General features: G+C 68.3%; 16 protein-coding genes and 1 other RNA gene. 7 read left to right on the top strand and 10 right to left on the bottom strand.

The annotated features are described in order from the left end of the window. Window positions 1–12 precede the first annotated feature (12 nt). From NS4_RS19480 to NS4_RS19470, 3 genes are all read right to left on the bottom strand, one after another. Complete coding sequence (locus NS4_RS19480) at window positions 13–1,131, bottom strand: PDR/VanB family oxidoreductase (protein ID WP_063060954.1); 1,119 nt, start codon at window positions 1,129–1,131, stop codon at window positions 13–15. Then, window positions 1,128–2,030: a metal-dependent hydrolase gene (locus tag NS4_RS19475; protein ID WP_063060953.1), complete on the bottom strand. Its 903-nt coding sequence runs from the start codon at window positions 2,028–2,030 to the stop codon at window positions 1,128–1,130. The genes NS4_RS19480 and NS4_RS19475 overlap by 4 nt, the downstream gene beginning before the upstream one ends. A gap of 129 nt (window positions 2,031–2,159) precedes the next feature. Further along, window positions 2,160–2,519 (bottom strand): ArsR/SmtB family transcription factor, encoded by a 360-nt coding sequence (locus NS4_RS19470; protein ID WP_063060952.1) that lies wholly within the window; start codon window positions 2,517–2,519, stop codon window positions 2,160–2,162. A gap of 90 nt (window positions 2,520–2,609) precedes the next feature. Here NS4_RS19470 and NS4_RS19465 point away from each other — a divergent pair, with 90 nt between their 5' ends. Further along, the gene (locus NS4_RS19465; protein WP_218020373.1) at window positions 2,610–3,845 is read left to right on the top strand and encodes an MFS transporter; all 1,236 of its coding nucleotides are present in this window, start codon (window positions 2,610–2,612) and stop codon (window positions 3,843–3,845) included. Between the two features lie 337 nt (window positions 3,846–4,182). On the opposite strand, the gene NS4_RS19460 is transcribed toward NS4_RS19465, so the two are convergent. Continuing rightward, entirely contained in the window at window positions 4,183–4,491 is a 309-nt protein-coding gene (locus NS4_RS19460; protein ID WP_063060951.1) for a hypothetical protein, read from the bottom strand. 152 nt (window positions 4,492–4,643) lie between these two features. Continuing rightward, complete coding sequence (locus NS4_RS19455) at window positions 4,644–5,795, bottom strand: helix-turn-helix domain-containing protein (protein ID WP_063060950.1); 1,152 nt, start codon at window positions 5,793–5,795, stop codon at window positions 4,644–4,646. Window positions 5,796–5,917: 122 nt separating this feature from the next. Between NS4_RS19455 and NS4_RS19450 the strand changes: the two genes are divergently transcribed. After that, a complete protein-coding gene (locus tag NS4_RS19450; RefSeq protein ID WP_063060949.1) occupies window positions 5,918–6,151 on the top strand; it encodes a hypothetical protein in 234 nt (77 codons plus the stop codon). Window positions 6,152–6,622: 471 nt separating this feature from the next. Continuing rightward, window positions 6,623–7,477: a tyrosine-type recombinase/integrase gene (locus tag NS4_RS19445; protein ID WP_063060948.1), complete on the top strand. Its 855-nt coding sequence runs from the start codon at window positions 6,623–6,625 to the stop codon at window positions 7,475–7,477. Window positions 7,478–7,514: 37 nt separating this feature from the next. On the opposite strand, the gene ssrA is transcribed toward NS4_RS19445, so the two are convergent. The 4 genes from ssrA to NS4_RS19425 all read right to left on the bottom strand — a co-directional run bounded on the left by ssrA (window position 7,515) and on the right by NS4_RS19425 (window position 8,979). Next, window positions 7,515–7,883, bottom strand: a transfer-messenger RNA (tmRNA) gene (gene ssrA, locus NS4_RS19440). A gap of 86 nt (window positions 7,884–7,969) precedes the next feature. After that, complete coding sequence (gene smpB, locus NS4_RS19435; protein WP_063060947.1) at window positions 7,970–8,443, bottom strand: SsrA-binding protein SmpB; 474 nt, start codon at window positions 8,441–8,443, stop codon at window positions 7,970–7,972. A 49-nt stretch (window positions 8,444–8,492) separates the two neighbouring features. Beyond that, window positions 8,493–8,726, bottom strand: coding sequence for a WLR motif membrane protein (locus tag NS4_RS19430; protein ID WP_063060946.1), 234 nt, complete (start codon window positions 8,724–8,726; stop codon window positions 8,493–8,495). 64 nt (window positions 8,727–8,790) lie between these two features. Beyond that, the gene (locus NS4_RS19425; protein ID WP_063060945.1) at window positions 8,791–8,979 is read right to left on the bottom strand and encodes a hypothetical protein; all 189 of its coding nucleotides are present in this window, start codon (window positions 8,977–8,979) and stop codon (window positions 8,791–8,793) included. 436 nt (window positions 8,980–9,415) lie between these two features. Between NS4_RS19425 and NS4_RS19420 the strand changes: the two genes are divergently transcribed. Continuing rightward, complete coding sequence (locus NS4_RS19420; RefSeq protein WP_245665548.1) at window positions 9,416–10,222, top strand: SIR2 family NAD-dependent protein deacylase; 807 nt, start codon at window positions 9,416–9,418, stop codon at window positions 10,220–10,222. On the opposite strand, the gene NS4_RS19415 is transcribed toward NS4_RS19420, so the two are convergent. Continuing rightward, a complete protein-coding gene (locus tag NS4_RS19415; RefSeq protein ID WP_063060943.1) occupies window positions 10,187–11,515 on the bottom strand; it encodes a D-arabinono-1,4-lactone oxidase in 1,329 nt (442 codons plus the stop codon). The two genes, NS4_RS19420 and NS4_RS19415, sit on opposite strands and share 36 nt — an antisense overlap. Window positions 11,516–12,618: 1,103 nt before the next feature. Between NS4_RS19415 and pgm the strand changes: the two genes are divergently transcribed. From pgm to NS4_RS19395, 3 genes are all read left to right on the top strand, one after another. Beyond that, window positions 12,619–14,256, top strand: a complete 1,638-nt coding sequence (gene pgm / locus NS4_RS19405; protein ID WP_063060984.1) for a phosphoglucomutase (alpha-D-glucose-1,6-bisphosphate-dependent) — start codon at window positions 12,619–12,621, stop codon at window positions 14,254–14,256. Between the two features lie 471 nt (window positions 14,257–14,727). Then, complete coding sequence (locus NS4_RS19400; RefSeq protein WP_084487512.1) at window positions 14,728–15,975, top strand: MFS transporter; 1,248 nt, start codon at window positions 14,728–14,730, stop codon at window positions 15,973–15,975. A 57-nt stretch (window positions 15,976–16,032) separates the two neighbouring features. After that, window positions 16,033–16,770, top strand: coding sequence for a DsbA family protein (locus tag NS4_RS19395; RefSeq protein WP_369690222.1), 738 nt, complete (start codon window positions 16,033–16,035; stop codon window positions 16,768–16,770). Window positions 16,771–16,809: the final 39 nt, after the last annotated feature.

Below are 16,809 nucleotides of genomic sequence, written 5' to 3'. Positions count from 1 at the left end.
GCTCACGGAATACTAGAGGTCGAGTACCAGACGGGCACCCGCACAGCGCGATACGCACGCCAGCAGATCGCCGGCGGCACGCTCGGCCGGGGACAGGACGGAATCGCGATGGTCCGGTGAACCGGACAGCACCCGTACCTTGCAGGTGCGGCAGAAGCCTTGACGGCACGAGTACGGCTGATCGGGGCGGTGCGCGAGCAGGACGTCCAGGGCGGACCGGTCGGCCGGGACGGCGAGTACCTCGCCGCTGCGAGCCAATTCGATCTCGAACGGCACACCGTCCACGATCGGCGGTGCCGAGAATCGTTCGGAGTGCAATTCCACACCGGAGATCCCGCGCAGGGCGGTGGCGACGGCGCCGACCATCGGCGCCGGACCGCAGCAGTACACCGCGGTGCCCCGGCGCACGCCCGCTACCAGTTCGGTACCCGCGGGCAGCCCGGACCGGTCGTCGGTGCGCACAGTGACCCGGTCGCCGAAACGCTCGACTTCGTCGAGGAAGGGCAGGCTCTCGCGGGTACGGCCGGTGTACAGCGCCGTCCAGTCGATGCCGAGGGAATCGGCCAGTCGCATCATCGGCAGGATCGGTGTGATGCCGATACCTCCGGCCACGAAACGCAGCCGCGTGGCCGGAGATCCGTGCCCGGGTACCGCGAACGGAAACGCGTTACGCGGCCCCCGCACCACCAGCGCGGACCCGACGGTCAACGCCCGGTGTACCTCCTCGGAGCCTCCGCCGCCGCCGGGGATGCGCCGGACCGCGATCCGGTAGGTCCGGGTATCGGCCGGGTCCCCGCACAGCGAGTACTGACGCAGCCGCCCGGAGGGCAGTTCCACATCCAGGTGTGCCCCCGGCCGCCACCTCGGCAGATCCCGGCCGTCGGCCGCGGCCAGCCGCAGGCTCACCACTTCGTCGTCGTGCGCGCGAACCCGGCGCTCGACGACGCGGACACCGATCCGCCCGTCGTCCGCGCGCGATGCCGGCTCGCGCCGATTGGTGAGGGCGGTCCAGCGCATGCGGGCGCCCACCACGACGTCGAGCAGGCGCAGGGTCCGGTCGCGACGCGGTCTGCCGTACAGATCGTCCGGTAGCGGAAGTGACGCCGCCGGACGGGAGCCGGCGACGGTCACGAGGCCGCCCGAGCGGCCGGCGACTGCGCCAGATAAGCGACCGCCTGCGCGGTGGATCCGACCGATTCCGGGCTGTATCCCGGCCGGAACGTCGACAGCGCACTGATCAGCAGGGCGGGAACCCCGGGGAGCGCCCCGCGCCGCATCGCGCCGAAGATTCGCATCAGTAGCCGCGGATAACCGAGATCGGGCAGGGACGGGTCCCGTAACACCAGATATTTCGTACCGCGCACCAGCAGCACCAGGAACGACGGGAAGACCAGCAGCATCAGCGCGCCGCGCCGGAAATAGCCCACGCCGAAGTATTCGGCGACATCGTGGGCCACATTCCGGTGTTCCACTTCTTCGGCGCCGTGCCAGCGGTACAGATCGAGCATGCGCGGGTCGGCGTCGAACCGTTCCAGTTCGCTGTTGAGCACCCAGTCGCCGAGAAAAGCGAAGAAGTGCTCCAGTGAGGCGATGACCCCGAGCCGGTCGACCAATTGCTGGCGCCCGGCCCGCGTCCGCGTGCTCTGCCGGGGGCCGACGGTCTTGCGGAACAGGTATTCCGCCTGCCGCAGGAACGGCCGCGGATCGATACCGTTGGCGGTGAGCAGCATGTCGTGGGAGCCGGCATGGGTTTCGGCGTGCATCGACTCCTGGCCGATGAAACCGAGCATGTCCTCGCGCAATTTCTGGTCCCGCACAAACGGGAGTGCCTCGCCGAAGGTGGTCAGGAAGCTGCGTTCGCCTTCGGGCAGCAGGAGGTTGAGCGAATTCATCACATGGGAGGCGATGGGTTCGGCGGTCATCCAGTGCAGCGGGATCTCGGCCCAGTCGAAGCGCACATCGCGCGCGTGCAACGCGATGTCTCCCGGATCGGTGGCCCGGGTGGGGGCGGCTTTGCCGAACAGCCTCATCGATCCTCCTCGATCGTCGCCGGTACCAGCGGCGACACGTCGCGGCGGGCGGTGCACCGGCACCTGTGATGATACACATTAGTGGGACGATGAGTTACAGAAAAGATGGGTAACAGGAATTCTTACCGGTCAGTTCGGTGGCTTCCAGTCCGCGACCAAGTTCAGCAGGCCCGGGAATCTCGCCTCGAGATCCTCGACGCGCACCACATTGCGGCGTTCCAGGCCGTGCTGCCACTGTCGGATCAACCCGGCCTCGCGGAGTACCCGCCAGTGGTGGGTGCGCGTCGATTTCGGCCGATCGATCCGGAACCAGCCGCACGCCTGCGGTACGCCACCCGAGTCGAGGTAGTACGCGCGCACGATGGCGAGTCGCATGGGGTCGCTGAGTGCGGCCAGCACGGTTTCCAGGCGTAGTTCCGCGCGCGTGGGCTCGGGAAGCAGCTCGCCGGGTGTATCTGTGTGGCCCGGCGGAGTGGTGGTATCCGGCACGGCTCTCCTCGGCTCGATATCCAGTACGACAATTATCGTACTTGATGCTACAGTTCGACTCTGTTCGTACTTGTTCGAGAAAACTCGTACATGAGTCAGGAGCGCACCATGGCCGTCACCGCCGCCCTCGTTGCCCACCCGCCGGGGGAGCGTCGCACCCACCTGCGTATCTGGTCGGCCGCCTGGCCGATCGCCGCGGTCTTCGGCCTCGCGAATGCGGCCACCCCGCTGTATGTGCTCTGGCAGGACGAATTCGGCTTCGGCAAGAGCACTCTCACCGCGGTGTTCTGCTGCTACATGGCCGGTATGGCCTTCGCTCTCCTCGTCTCGGGAGTCGCCTCGGATCGGCTGGGCCGAAAAGCGGTGCTGGTACCCGCGCTCGTGCTGGCGATCGTCGCCGGGCTGCTTTTCGCCGCCGCGCCGAGCACCCTCGCCCTGTTCGTGGCGCGCACCCTGACCGGTATCGCCAGCGGCGCCATGGTGTCCGCGGGAGTGGCCGCGGTAACCGATATCGCGGGCCCGGCCGGCACCCGGTCCGCGGCGCTGGCCGGTGCCGTTGGAATCGCGGTCGGAACCGGATTGGGCCCGCTGCTCGGTGGGGTGCTCTCGGAAACCGTGCCCGGCCCGACCGTGACCGTCTTCCTGCTCGAAACGCTGTTCCTGCTGGTGGCGCTGGCCATCGTGGCGCTGGTGCCGATTCCGCGCCGCGGCGCTCGCGGCGGTACGGCATGGATCCGGGTGCCCCGGGTGCCGGGCCCGAACCGGCGGCCGTTGCTCGTCGCCGTCACCGTGGCGGGTGCCGCGCTGACCACGACGGCGTTCATGCTGTCGCTGGCGCCGTCGCTGCTGTCGGAACTGCTCGGCACGACCAACCGGATCGTCGCCGGTGCCCTGGCCTGTCTGACCTTCGCCGTCGCCACCGGCAGTCAGTTCGCCCTGCGCGGCCTGCCGGTGCGTCGACTGCTGCTGATCTCGGTGGCCGGCACGATCGTCTGCGTGGCCGCTCTGGTCGTCGCGGTCGACACCTCATCGGTGGCCGGTCTGACCGCCGCCGCGGTGCTGGCCGGGTTCGCCTACGGTCCGGGAATGCTCGGCGGACTGGCTCTGCTCAATACCGATATCCCGGCCGGTCGGCTGGCCGAGGCCAATGCGGCACTCAATATCGGTGCCTATGCCTTCGCGGGCCTGCTGATCCTGGCCCTGGGCTTCCTCAGCGACCGTCTCGGTTTCGCCGCGGGCGTCACCCTGTTCGCATTCGTCGCCGCGACCGTCGCGCTGGCCGGTGGGTCACTGGTGGTGGCCGGATTGCGCGCCGGGCGGGAGTAGCTGCCGGGTATCAACGGTGGCCGCAGGCGGCCGGTGCCGTCATACGGTAGGCCCGTACCGCCGCAAGGAAAAGGCCCGCAGGTCGGTGACCTGCGGGCCTTCTGTGGAGCTGCCGGGAATCGAACCCGGATTAGGGGGCTGGCAGTGAGGTCGATATGGCCTCCAACTGCATAAATACGTCGCGCTGGTTCACCCTCAATCACAGGGTATCTCGGCGAGTTGTGCCCAAAATGTGCCCAAAACCGCCCGGATGTTCGATCCGCCTACGCCCGGAACAGCGCGACGGTGAGCCCGGCGAGCCCAAGGGCGAGCAGCACCAGGGCGATATCGTGGCCCGTCACAGCTGCACGACCGGCCAGCGGTGCCCGCGGAAGTAGACGCACATCGGCGTGACGAGCGCGGCGTGTTCGGTGATCGCGTGACGCACCGAGTCGGCGTGTTCGAACGACGGCACTATGACCGCGGCGGCGGCGTGCTCCATGATGGCGCCGGCCACTATGAGAGCGGATGCCAGCGGCCCGGTATCGAGGCGCAGCGTCCACACGAGTCGGTAGCCGTGGCGCTCGGCGACCTTGTACACGTCCACACCGTCACCGTGTGCGTCTCTGCGGATCAGCGCGATAGCGCGCGGTTGTTCCCCGACCACTGTTCACCCCTGCATCCCCGGCCCACCATTGGATTGCACCCACCGCCGGGGCCGGGGAGGTCAGCCCGGCGGTGGGGCCGGTGAGAAGCCTTGTACAGGGGCCGGTCGTGCCGCTATGGCACTTTCAGGAGGTAGGGAACCGAAGTGCCACATCAGTATTCGAGTCGGATCATGTCGGCGAGCTCGCGCATCTCAGAAGTGAGCGTGCGGCGCTTGGTGATGATCCGGCTCAGGATGTCACCGGCCGATCGCTGTTCGACGAACCACGGTCGAGCTTCACACGACAGTTTCGCCAGGACCTCGAACGCGTTGTCGTAGCGCTGTAGCTCGAGCTGGGCAGTGGCCACGTCCAGGAGATGGCGGTTGCGGTTGTCCGATGTCGGGCGGAGGTCCGGCGGGATCTCGCGCGCCAGCCGTAGCGCGAGGTCGGGCCGGTCGTCTATCACCGCGTTCTCTACCCGCTTCATTGCGACGGTGGCCGGGTCGAACGTCGTCCAGTACTGGTGATACGGGGCGCGTTCGGGCCGCATCGCGACTGCGCCGGCCGCGGCGAGACGCATCATGTCCTCGGCTTCATCGGGCCGGTTGTCGCGCACCGCCGCGGCCGAACCGCGCAGCAGAAGCCAGCCCCAAGTGGAAATCTCGCGGCCGGTAGCAACCGACAACCGCGGCTCGACCCGATCGGCCCACCGAGTGGCCAGATTCCGCACCTGGTCGAATCGTCGTTCGACAATCAGCAACCAACACAGTGTGATCACCGCGGATGCCGCGTCCAGCACATTGCCGGTGGATTCCGCGTCGGATAGCGAGTGGTCCAACGCGAGGCGTGCCGAGTCCGGTTGCCGCGTCTGTATCAGGATCGAACCAGCCAGTTGCAGCACCCGCGAACGCAGCAACGGTGCCGCAGTGTGGCTTTCGCGGACCAACCGCGGGAGCACCCGGGCGAGCTGGTCGTACTCGTTGTCGTGGTACAGCCGGGTAGCGTGCGCGAGTGCCGCCTCGAGGCCGGGCGCTGGCTCGGCATCATCGGTTGGGGATGTGAGGGCTTCGCGGGTGGGGGCCCACAACGCCACATTGGCCCCGGCCGCAGGCTCGGGTGGTGCGGGTGTCGGGCCCAGAAGGGTTGCCAGCGGCCGACCCAAGGCCACCGCCAAGCGGCGCAGAGTGTCTATGCGGGCGTCGTCACGTTCCCCCTGCTCGATCTTGCGGATGAGCGACAGCGACACCCCGGCCGCCTCGGCAAGCTCGCGCTGGGTGAATCCGCGCCGCTTCCTCAGACTCTGTAGCCGCTCCCCAAGGTCCATGTGTTCAGGCTAAGTGCGGCACAGTCACACCGACCAGAGGCAATCAGGAGACTGAGACCTCGGCCAGCGACGTTCGCGAACTCGGGCAACGCTGCGGCCCGGTGGCGGTAGCGTTCCACGCCATGACATTTGAACTCGAGCCTTGGTGGGAACTCGACCTTTCTGAATCCGGCATCGAATACGACAACGACACCCGCGTCGTGCGGGATCTGCGCAGCGGCGAGAGCATCGGCCTGGCCGACTTCATGGTCGGAACCGGCACGGATTACACAGCGAAGACGGTCGAGCATATGGTCCGGGTGCGTGGGAAAACGCCCCCGGGTGTCGGGACCTGGCACAAGGTCGAATCCGAGTAGCGACCGCTACCCGACCGCACGTCAATTTGTGGCATCCGGTCAGTTCAGAGGGTAAATTGCACCCATTTTTCGGGGCCGTACAAAAAAGAGATGACTGCCACCGGAGTCACCTACACCCCCACCCCTGGATATTTCGAGGGGTGGGGTGTCTGGTGTGCAGCTACTTACCCCGGCGCTGCGGGGGAACCGGTATGACGACCATTGGCACTTTCCGGCCGCCGACCTTGGCGCCGGCGACTACGTAGGTGCGGCTTCCCCGGCGGGTGACCTCGAATCCGTACGGTCTGACAACAGGCATGACGTTCGTCCTCTCGTGTGTGTGATGTTGAACCACGGACACCCCCGACCGGTGGAGCTCCGGCCGAGGGTGTCCGTGTGGGCGCGCGCTGGCAGGTCTTCGGGGCAAGGAGGCCGGGAGCCAACCCCTCGCTGCCATACAGTCCCGTTCTCGCCCGGCGTGGGGAGGGGCGAGTGGGTGAGCTTCACGCGCGCATCGCCGGCATTGACCGGGCGCCGTCGACGGTCGCCGACATTCACGGCGTGCTGTCGTCGATCCTGAGCGAGGCTGTCGACGAACGCCGGATACCGGCGAACCCGGCCGCGGGTGTCCCGCTCCCGCGGCGAGTGCCGGTTGATCACGTCTACCTCACGCACGACCAGGTGGCCGCCCTCGCCGCCGAGTGCAGCAAGGGCCACGAAATCGTGATGCTGCTCGCGTACTCGGGGCTGCGGTGGGGCGAGATGGCGGCACTACGCCCGCGCGATGTAAACCTGCGGCGGCGTCGCATTCACATCGTGCGTTCGGCGTCCAAGGTGAACTCTCGGACGGTGATCACCACGCCGAAGACGTGGGAGCTGCGATCGGTTGCGATACCTGCCGAAGTCGCCGACCTCCTGGCGCCGGTCGTCGCGGCGCAGCGCGACCCCGTGGGGCTCCTGTGGTCGCGGCCGTCCGATGGCGGGCCGATCCGGCCCCCGACGACCACGCACTGGTTCACCAAGGCGGTAGGCCGCTGCGTCATGGCGTCGATCCCGCTTGACGAGGACGGCGAGCCGGACGGCCCGGCAACGTTCCCGCGCGTGACGGCGCACCAACTGCGCCACTCCGCGGCGTCGCTCATGATCGCCAGCGGCGCGCATGTGAAGACGATCCAGCGCCAGCTCGGGCACAAGTCGGCGACGATGACGCTCGATAACTACGGGCACCTGTTCGACGACGACCTCGACGGCGTAGCCGATCGGATGGGCGCAGGATTCCGCAATGCCGCGGCGAGATGTGCCCAAAATGTGCCCGCACGGCCCAACCTGCGGGTGATCAGCGGATGAAAAAAGCCCCTCACCTGCTGGGCAAGTGAGGGGCCTTCTGTGGAGCTGCCGGGAATCGAACCCGGGTCCTCCGCCGTTTCATCAAGGCTTCTCCGTGTGCAGTTCGCTGTGCCTCTACTCGGATCTCCCGGTCTCGCGAACAAGCCGGGATGACGATCCCAGTCGCTGTTGGATGTCCCGCACTACTCCGCGACCGAGTCGCGCGGTGAGCCCTCTAGCTGATGCCGGCACCGAAGCCGAGGGCGAACCTCGGGCCGACAGAGACGCTATCGCTTAGGCAGCGAGAGCGTACTCGCGCTGATTGGAATCGGCGCTTAATTGGTTGCAACGACGCTTACGGTGGTCTCTTGCCTGCACCGACACGCTTCCCCTGAATCTACGTACGCAGTCGAAACCGTTCAGCCCCGTACGTCCCGGCACCTTACCGGGCTAGTCATGTTAACACCTGACCCACCGTGGTTCATTCCCTTTTCCGGGTGCCGCCGGGTCCGCTCAGCGCATGCCCTTGATACGGCGGCCGATCTCACGGGTGACCTCGCGTTCGGCGGTCCGCCGGGCCAGATCCTGCCGTTTGTCGTAATCCTGCTTACCCTTGGCGAGGGCGAGTTCCACCTTCACCTTGCCGTCGGAGAAGTACATCGACAGCGGGACGAGGGTTTGATTGCCCTCGCGCGATTTGCCGACCAGGCGTTCGATCTCCCGTTTGTGCAGCAGCAGTTTCCGGACCCGGCGCGGTGCGTGGTTGGTCCAGGTGCCGTGGCTGAACTCGGGGATGTGCAGGCCGCGCAGCCACACTTCGCCGTTGTCCACGGTCGCGAAGGCGTCCACCAATGAGGCCTTGCCCTCACGCAGACTCTTGACCTCGGTACCGACCAGCGCGATCCCGGCCTCGTAGGTGTCCAGGATCGTGTAGTTGTGCCGTGCCCGGCGGTTGGTCGCGACGACCTTGCGCCCCTTCTCCTTCATAACGACAACCTTAAGCGGCCGCGGCAATCGGATTATTCCCGGTCGCTGGTCAGCCGGGTTGCAGGAGCAGATACAGAACGAGCACGGCGGCGAAGGCGAGGATCAGCGCGATGGTGGAGAGCCGCGGCCTGCCGGGAGGATGCGGCCGGTATCGGCGATCGAGCCAGCCGCTGTCGACCGCCGGGTCTGCGCTCCGGCTACGCGGTGGACCGTCGGCGGGCTCGCCGGGGGAACCGCCCCCGTCTCCGCCGATGGTGTCGTCGGACCCGTCCCCGGATACCATGCTCGCAGACTAGCCGTGCGGGCAGATATTCGCGGGCGGGGCACGCGATTTCGGGTCGGCGAGCTTATCTGAGGATCCGTAGTGTGATGCCGAGGCCGATGAGAATGCTGGCGGTGGCGAGCAGTGCGCTCGTGAAGGATTGCGTGATGGCGGCGATGCTGGTGCTGAAGATGAGGCACGTGGCGAAGGCCAGCAGTGCGGTGCCCCATTCCATACCGGCGATCCGGGTGGGTCGGTTGCGCAGTGCTGTCATATCTTCCGTATACCCGGCAGGGCGGGTTACCAAACCGTGACTGCCGTAAGTGCTTGAAATATGGTATCCGACCCGCGAGTCCGCCGGACGGGGAATGCGGTGGCGAGCCATGGCAGAACCTCCGTTTCGGTGGCGGTTGGATGTGTCAAGGGTAACGGAGAAATCTCCTCCTGGATACCACCCAGCAAATCAAGAGACGGCCATCACAGCAGGGTGGGCGAAAGCGCGGAATCGCGCGATGAACTCGTGATCTTTCGGTAAAACTGCCTGTTAAAAGTCTTGAGGTCGGTTTACGGCAGATTATCGCGACCGCCGGGTTATGCGGCGTTCGAAAGCCGGATCGGAATACGGTTAATGGTTGCTGCTAGTTAACTGGCGGCTGTTTGTAGATGGACCCGTGCCGGGTGCGATGTTCGCTGCCTAAGCTCGGGGACATGTGCAATCCAACCCCTCGGGTGACGCTGTCCCACGCAGCGCGCAACCGGCCGGAGGCGCGCCGGTGACCGGCTGGTACGCGCGCACCGGCCGGATCGCCGCGCTGACCGGCGCCGGTATCTCCACCGACAGCGGTATCCCCGATTTCCGCGGGCCGCGCGGGGTCTGGACCGAAGATCCCATCGCCGAACTGCTGTCCACCTACGACCACTACCTGGCCGATCCGGCGCTGCGCGTGAAATCCTGGCTCGCCCGCCGGGACAATCCCGCGTGGGCGGCCGAACCGAACGGCGCGCACCGCGCGCTGGTGGATCTCGAACGGGCCGGCCGGGCGCTCACCATCGTCACCCAGAACATCGACAGGCTGCATCAACGTGCCGGGTCCGCGCCCCAGCGGGTGGTGGAGATACACGGCAACATGTTCGACGTCGTCTGCGTGCAGTGCGACTACACCGCCACCATGGCCGCCACGCTGGAGCGGGTGGCCGCCGGTGAGGCGGATCCGCCCTGCCCGGCCTGCGGGGGAGTCCTCAAAGCCGATGTCATCATGTTCGGCCAGGCCCTCGATCACCGCACGCTGATCAAGGCGACACTGGCCGCCGAGACGGCCGAGATCTTCCTGGCGGTCGGTACCTCGTTGCAGGTGGAGCCGGCGGCTTCGCTGTGCGGGCGGGCGGTATCGGCAGGTGCCGATCTCATCATCGTCAACGCCGAACCCACGCCCTACGATTCGCTCGCGACCGAGGTTGTGCGCGAACCGATCGGCACCGCGCTACCCGAGCTGGTCGACCGCATCCTCGGTCGCTGACACCGGGCCGAGTACCCGGTCCAGATAGCTGTTGGCGAACCGGCCCTGGGGGTCGTAGCGCCGCCGCACCGCCGCGAACCGGTCCCAGTCGGGGTAGCGGCCGCACAGTGTCTCCGCTGTCTGATAGTGGCGTTTACCCCAGTGCGGGCGGCCGTCGTAGCGGTCGAAGATCGCCTCACACGCGCGGAAGAAGGGCTCGTGATCCATGCCCTGGTACTGGTGCACCGCGATATAGCAGGTGGCGCGCCCGCCCGCGGGGGAGAGGAACGCGTCGTCGCCCGCCACCCAGCGCACTTCGATCGGCATCGGGCTGTCGAAACGCTGCGCGGTCGCTTTGATCTCCCTGATCGCCGCGACCGAATGCTCCCGTGGAATCGCGTATTCCATTTCGGTGAAGCGGAACAGCCGGGGGCTGGTGAACACCCGGTAGGAACGATCGACCTGGCGACGGTAGCTGCCTGCGTAGGCGGCGCCGCGCTGGATCCACGGAATGAGTCCGGGCCGCCGGCGGGCGAGCCGGCACAGCGCGTCGAAGGTGTGGTTGGACAGCAGGACATCGGCGAACCAGTCGACCAGTTCGGGTCGCGGCGCGGCGGGGAGATCGACGCGGTTGTTGCGCTTGGTCATGGCGATCGGACTGTGCGCGAACATGTAGAACTCGAAATGGTCGTTGCCGTCGATATAGGAGTCCAGGTCGGCCAGTACTTCGTCGACCGGAACCGGGCGTTCGACGCCTTCGAGGACGAACGAGGGGACGAGTCGCAGCGTGAACGCGGTGACCACGCCCAGGGCGCCCAGCCCGACCCGGGCGGCGCGCCAGGCCTGTGGATCGGACTCCTCGCTCAGCTCGACGACGCGGCCGTCGGCCGTCATCAGCTCCACCGCGTGCAGGGCGGCGGAGATATTGGGCAGCCGCCCGCCGGTGCCGTGGGTGCCGGTGGCGGTGGCGCCGGCGATGGTCTGGACATCGATATCGCCCAGATTGGGAAACGCCAGGCCGTACTCGTGGAGCCGGGTGTTGAGCGCCGCCAGGGTCGTCCCCGCCTGCACCCGGGCCAGGCCGGTCGCCGGGTCCGCGTCGAGAACACGGTCCATCCTGGACAGATCGAGCAGAACGCCGTCGGTGAGGCAGGTATCTGTGAACGAGTGACCCGAACCCGCTACGCGGACCCGGTGCCCGGCCTCGGTAGCGCGAGCGAGTTCGGCTGACAGTTCCGCGTGATCGCGCGGCGCGCACCGGCGGGCCGGTGTGCACTGCTGATCACCGGCCCAGTTCACCCATAAATTGGTCACTCGTCCAACTCTAGGGTAAGAGTGCGCTCGATGGGGAAAAAGCGTGGAGAAATCGGGCCAGGGGTTCCGGCGGCAGGCGGAGGGCCGCGCACGCTACTGCTACCCGAGCACGCCCCCGACCGCACCCGGTCCGCGCAGCGGCCGCCGAAGCGCGGTGCGCCACCGTATCCGCGATCGGCGCATCGTGAGAACGCCGGTGCCGGTCGGGCTTCGGGACCGCGGAAAAGCCGAGCGGTCGGGCGCGCCGGCCGGCGCCCGGGCCGAATCCTGGAACCGGAGCTGCGGAGTTCGCGAGAAGCTCTCGGGACTGGTTGGGGGGCCGGGGATTCGACGATTCCACCGCGCGCGGCCCCCTTCTCCCGATAGGACGGTAAGTGCTGGTCACCGGGATCGAGGCCTGCCTAGGCCCGCCCGTGCGGTTACCGGTGCCGCGCGAGTGGCAGGGTTCACCACCGTTTCCGGTAACCCGGGCCGGGTTCGTACACTGCTCGGACCGGAGCCGCCGGCGCGGGGATGCGCCGAGCGGTGGCGTGCCGGTACCTGCTGTCGGCGCGGCCCGGTACGGCCGCCCGGTGAGGTGGCCGGAAGGCACGGCGGGGCAACGCAGTACGGCACGAGCTGAACGCAGTACGGTACGAGCGAGAGGGGTCGGGTCATGATGGTGTCGGGAAGGTCCGGATCACCGGCCGGGGTGGTACGCCCGGGATACGCGCGATGATCGGGGGGAGATCGGTCGCCGGTGAGATACCCGGTACGCCGGTTCGGTTCGTACCGGCCCGCACCGGTATCGCGGCCGTCGATTCCCCTCTGTCCCAGAGGGCGTCGACGGTTAACATTGTGTGCTCCGCGGTACAGGGTGCCCGGGACGAGGCGGACATGATGCGGACGGCACCGGCAGGTGTGGGTTCCGGATCCCGTGGCGCGCTCGCCGCCGCGGGCGCCCCCGGCCACGAGAGGGCCGGTCGCGTCCGCACGCACGGGTTCGGCGGCACTGTGCGCGCCGGCGGGATCGGTCTCGTCGCGGTATCTCTCGCGGCCGCGGGGCCGCTCCGGTGATCACGATGACCAGCCGCGTGCGGCCGACCACGAAGGGAGACCCGAGCATGGCCCACAATCGAGCCGGACGGCCCGCCCGCCCCGGCGATCTGGTGGATGTTCCGGGGCTGGTGACCGCGTATTACAGCCGGGTGCCGGACCCGGGCGAACCCACTCAGCGGGTGGTCTTCGGTACCTCCGGGCATCGCGGTTCGAGTCTGGACGGCAGCTTCAACGAGGCACATATCCTGGCCATCACCCAAGCCGTCGTCGAATACCGGGCGACCCGGGGCATCACCGGACCGGTCTATCTCGCCCGCGATACCCACGCGCTGTCCGAACCGGCGTGGACGACAGTCCTGGAAGTGCTGGCCGGCAATGATATCGGCGCCGTGGTCGATTCCCGCGGCCGCTACACCCCCACGCCCGCGCTGAGTCACGCGGTGGTGCGTCACAACCGGGACGGCGCCCGGGCCCAGGCCGACGGCATCGTGGTGACCCCGTCCCACAACCCCCCGCGCGACGGCGGCATCAAATACAACCCCCCGCACGGCGGCCCGGCCGATACCGGCGCCACCGACAGCATCGCCGAACGCGCCAACGAACTGCTGCGCGGCGGCCTGGCCGGGGTGAAACGCGCTCCCCTCACCCGGGCGATGGACTCGGTGCAGCGCTACGACTACCTCGATCACTACATCGCCGACCTGCCCGCGGTACTGAATCTCGACGCCGTCCGGGGCGCGGGGATCCGGCTCGGCGCCGACCCCATGGGCGGCGCCAGCGTCGATTATTGGGAGGAGATCGGGCAGCGCTACGACCTCGACCTCGAAGTGGTGAATCCGAGTGTCGACCCCACCTGGCGGTTCATGACGCTCGACAGCGACGGTCAGATCCGGATGGATCCCTCCTCTCCGCACGCCATGGCCTCGCTGGTGGCCATCCGTGACGATTACGACATCTCCACCGGGAACGACGCCGACGCCGACCGGCACGGCATCGTCACCCCCGACGGCGGCCTGATGAACCCCAACCACTTCCTCGCGGTGGCCATCGAATACCTGGTGGCGAACCGGCGGGGCTGGGACGCACTCACCAAGATCGGTAAAACCGCGGTCACCTCCTCGATGATCGACCGGGTGGTGAGTGTGCTGGGCCGCGACGTGTACGAAGTGCCGGTCGGGTTCAAATGGTTCGTCCCGGGGCTGTTCAGCGGAAGCCTCGCCTTCGGCGGTGAGGAGAGCGCGGGCGCGTCGTTCCTCCGGATGGACGGCACCGTGTGGACCACCGAGAAAGACGGCATCCTGCTGGCCCTACTGGCCGCCGAGATCGCCGCGGTCACCGGGCAGAGCCCCTCGACCCGCTACCACGAACTCGAACGCCGCTACGGTAGTCCCGCCTACGCCCGCATCGATGCTCCCGCCGAGCCGGAACAGAAGAAACTCCTCGCCGGTCTCAGCCCTGAGCAGGTGACCGGTGACGAGATCGCAGGCGAACCCATCACCGACATCGCCACCCGAGCCCGCGGCAACGGCGCCGCGCTGGGCGGACTCAAGGTGAGCACCGAGAATGCCTGGTTCGCCGCGCGGCCGTCCGGCACCGAGAACAAGTACAAGATCTACGCCGAGTCCTTCCACGGCGCCCAACACCTCGCGCAGGTGCAGGAGGCGGCCCGGGAAATGGTCGGGCGCGTCCTGGCCGCCGGGTAGCAGCCGGGAACCCGGGCGGGCCGAGGCCTACGGGTCGAAGCCCCATCGACGGATGACAGCCGGGAGCCGGGCCGGTCGGGCGGGACCGGGTCGGTCGGGCGGAGGCCGGAGCCGGGGCGTAGGCAGGATAGGACGGAGAGCCGGGGCGTACGGCCGGTAGCGACCAAGGGCTGAGGACCGCCCACGCGCCGCCGCGTTCCGGGCGGTGCGCCCCGGACCGGCCCGGTGAACCCCACGCCGGCGCGGGGAATTGTCGGGTCCACCCCGGCGTTGACTGCCTGGGTGAGTGGTGAGGCCCTGGCAGATGATCGACCCGGATCCGGGAGTGCGCACGGAACGGGTGGACAGGCCGGGCCGCGAACGCCGGGACTCCGGCGTCTGCTCCCGGCCCGCCGGCGTGTGAACACCTCGGGCAAACCCCCGCTACCCAGCGAGATATGGGTCCTGATCGGCGCCGCCTTCTGTATCGCGATGGGGTTCGGCCTGGTTTCCCCCGTGCTGCCGCAGTTCGCGCTCAGCTTCGGTGTGGGCGTGGCGGCCGCCTCTGCCATCGTGAGCGCCTTCGCCGCCATGCGGCTGCTGTTCGCGCCGGTCAGCGGTCGGCTCGTGCAGTTGCTGGGGGAGCGGCGGATCTACCTGGTCGGCCTGCTCATCGTGGCGATCTCCACCGGTGCGAGCGCCTTCGCCCAGACCTACTGGCAGTTGATGGTGCTGCGCTCGTTGGGCGGGGTCGGGTCGACCATGTTCACCGTCTCGTCGATGGCGTTGGTGATCCGGCTCTCCCCGCCCACCGAACGGGGACGGGTCACCGGACTGTGGTCGACCTGTTTCCTCATCGGCGGTCTGTCCGGGCCGCTGATCGGCGGCGCGCTGGCCGGCTTCGGTCTGCGTGCCCCGTTCCTCATCTACGCCGTAGCGCTGCTGCTCGCCGTCGCGGTCGTCTACTTCAACCTGCGCGATACCCGCCTCACCGAATCCGATACCGGCCGCGATGTGGCCACCGTCAGTTTCCGGCAGGGGCTCGCGCGCCCCGAGTACCGGGCGGCACTGTTCTCCAACTTCGCCAGCGGTGCGGCGGTGTTCGGTGTCCGGATGGCGCTCGTCCCGCTGCTGGTGGTCGAAGTACTGGGTCAGCCGTCCGGGATGGCGGGTGTCGCGCTCACCGTGTTCGCGGCCGGTAACGCGACCGTGCTGTTCTTCTCCGGGCGGCTGTCCGACCGCTACGGCCGCCGCCCGCTGCTGATCTCCGGTGCGCTCGTGTGCGCGGTCGGCACCACAGGCCTGGGCCTGGCTCCGGATCTGACCTGGCTGCTGGTCACCTCGTTCGTCGCCGGTATCGGGTCGGGCCTGCTCACCCCCGCCCAGCAGGCCGCCGTCGGCGATATCATCGGCAATCGCGCCCGCGGCGGCACCATGCTCGCCGGTTTCCAGATGTCCCAGGACCTGGGGACGGTTCTGGGCCCGATCGTGGTCGGCGCCATCGCCCAGCGGCTGTCCTACGGCGCCGGCCTGGCCGTCACCGGTTCGCTGCTCGCCGTGGCCGCGCTGGCCTGGTTGATCGTGCCCGAACCGATGGATCGCGCTCCCGCCGCACCGGAACCCGGCCCTACAGCCGAGCGCTCCGGCGTCTCCGTGGCGAAGACCTCCGGCGACGACCACACCGATAGCGCCGGTCCCGGTCCCGCGACCGCCGAGAGCGGCTCGGGAAACCGCACCTGACCCGGGCCGGAACGATTCGCGCGTGACCGGTTCGCCCGGATACGGCAGAGTGGTCGCGTGAGCAACTCGCCGTCCGACTACACCCCGCGGCCGATGTCCAACCGGACCACCTACGCCCTCGGCGCGCTGGCCCTGGTCCTCATCGCGCTGATCGTCGTGTTCGCCTACCGCTGGGGCGGCAACCAGCAGGCCGAGGTGCGCAACGACGGCTACGGCACGGTGCGCAACGAGGCGGTCACCGCCGCCCTGCAGGCCGACGGCGGCGTCCGGCTCGGCCGGCCCGAGGCCCCCAAGACTATCGAGGTCTACGAAGACCCCATGTGCCCGTCCTGCGGCACCCTGGAAACCCTCTACGGCCAGGAAATCGCGCAGAAGCTGGACGAGGGGAAGCTCGCCGTCCACTACCGCTTCGTGAACTTCCTCGACCCCAAATCCTCCAGCGGCGACTACTCGACCCGGGCCATCGCCGCCCTCCAGTGCGTCGCCGACACCGGTTCCGGCGTCGCCTACTCCGAATTTCACGACACCCTGTTCACCACCCGTCAGCCCGACGAGGGCTCCGAGCTCACCGATGAGGAACTGCTCACCATCGCGACCGAATCCGGCGCCACCCAACCCGCCCGCGACTGCATCACCGGCGGCGCCCGCCGCGGCCAGGTGACCGATCAGGCCGCCGCCACCCTCGACGACCTGTCCGCGGCACTCGACGGCGCCGCGGCCACCCCGAGTGTGTTCGACGGCACCACCAAGATCGATGTCAACGAGCCCGAGTGGGTCCAGCGGCTGGCGCCGTGACCTCGACGTTCACCCGGAATCCAGGCGATTTGGTGCCCG

Source organism: Nocardia sienata NBRC 100364 (assembly GCF_001613205.1).
GTDB classification, from domain to species: domain Bacteria; phylum Actinomycetota; class Actinomycetes; order Mycobacteriales; family Mycobacteriaceae; genus Nocardia; species Nocardia sienata.
The sequence above is the reverse complement of the archived record's forward strand: the minus strand, read 5'-3'. Positions and strand labels throughout refer to the sequence as shown.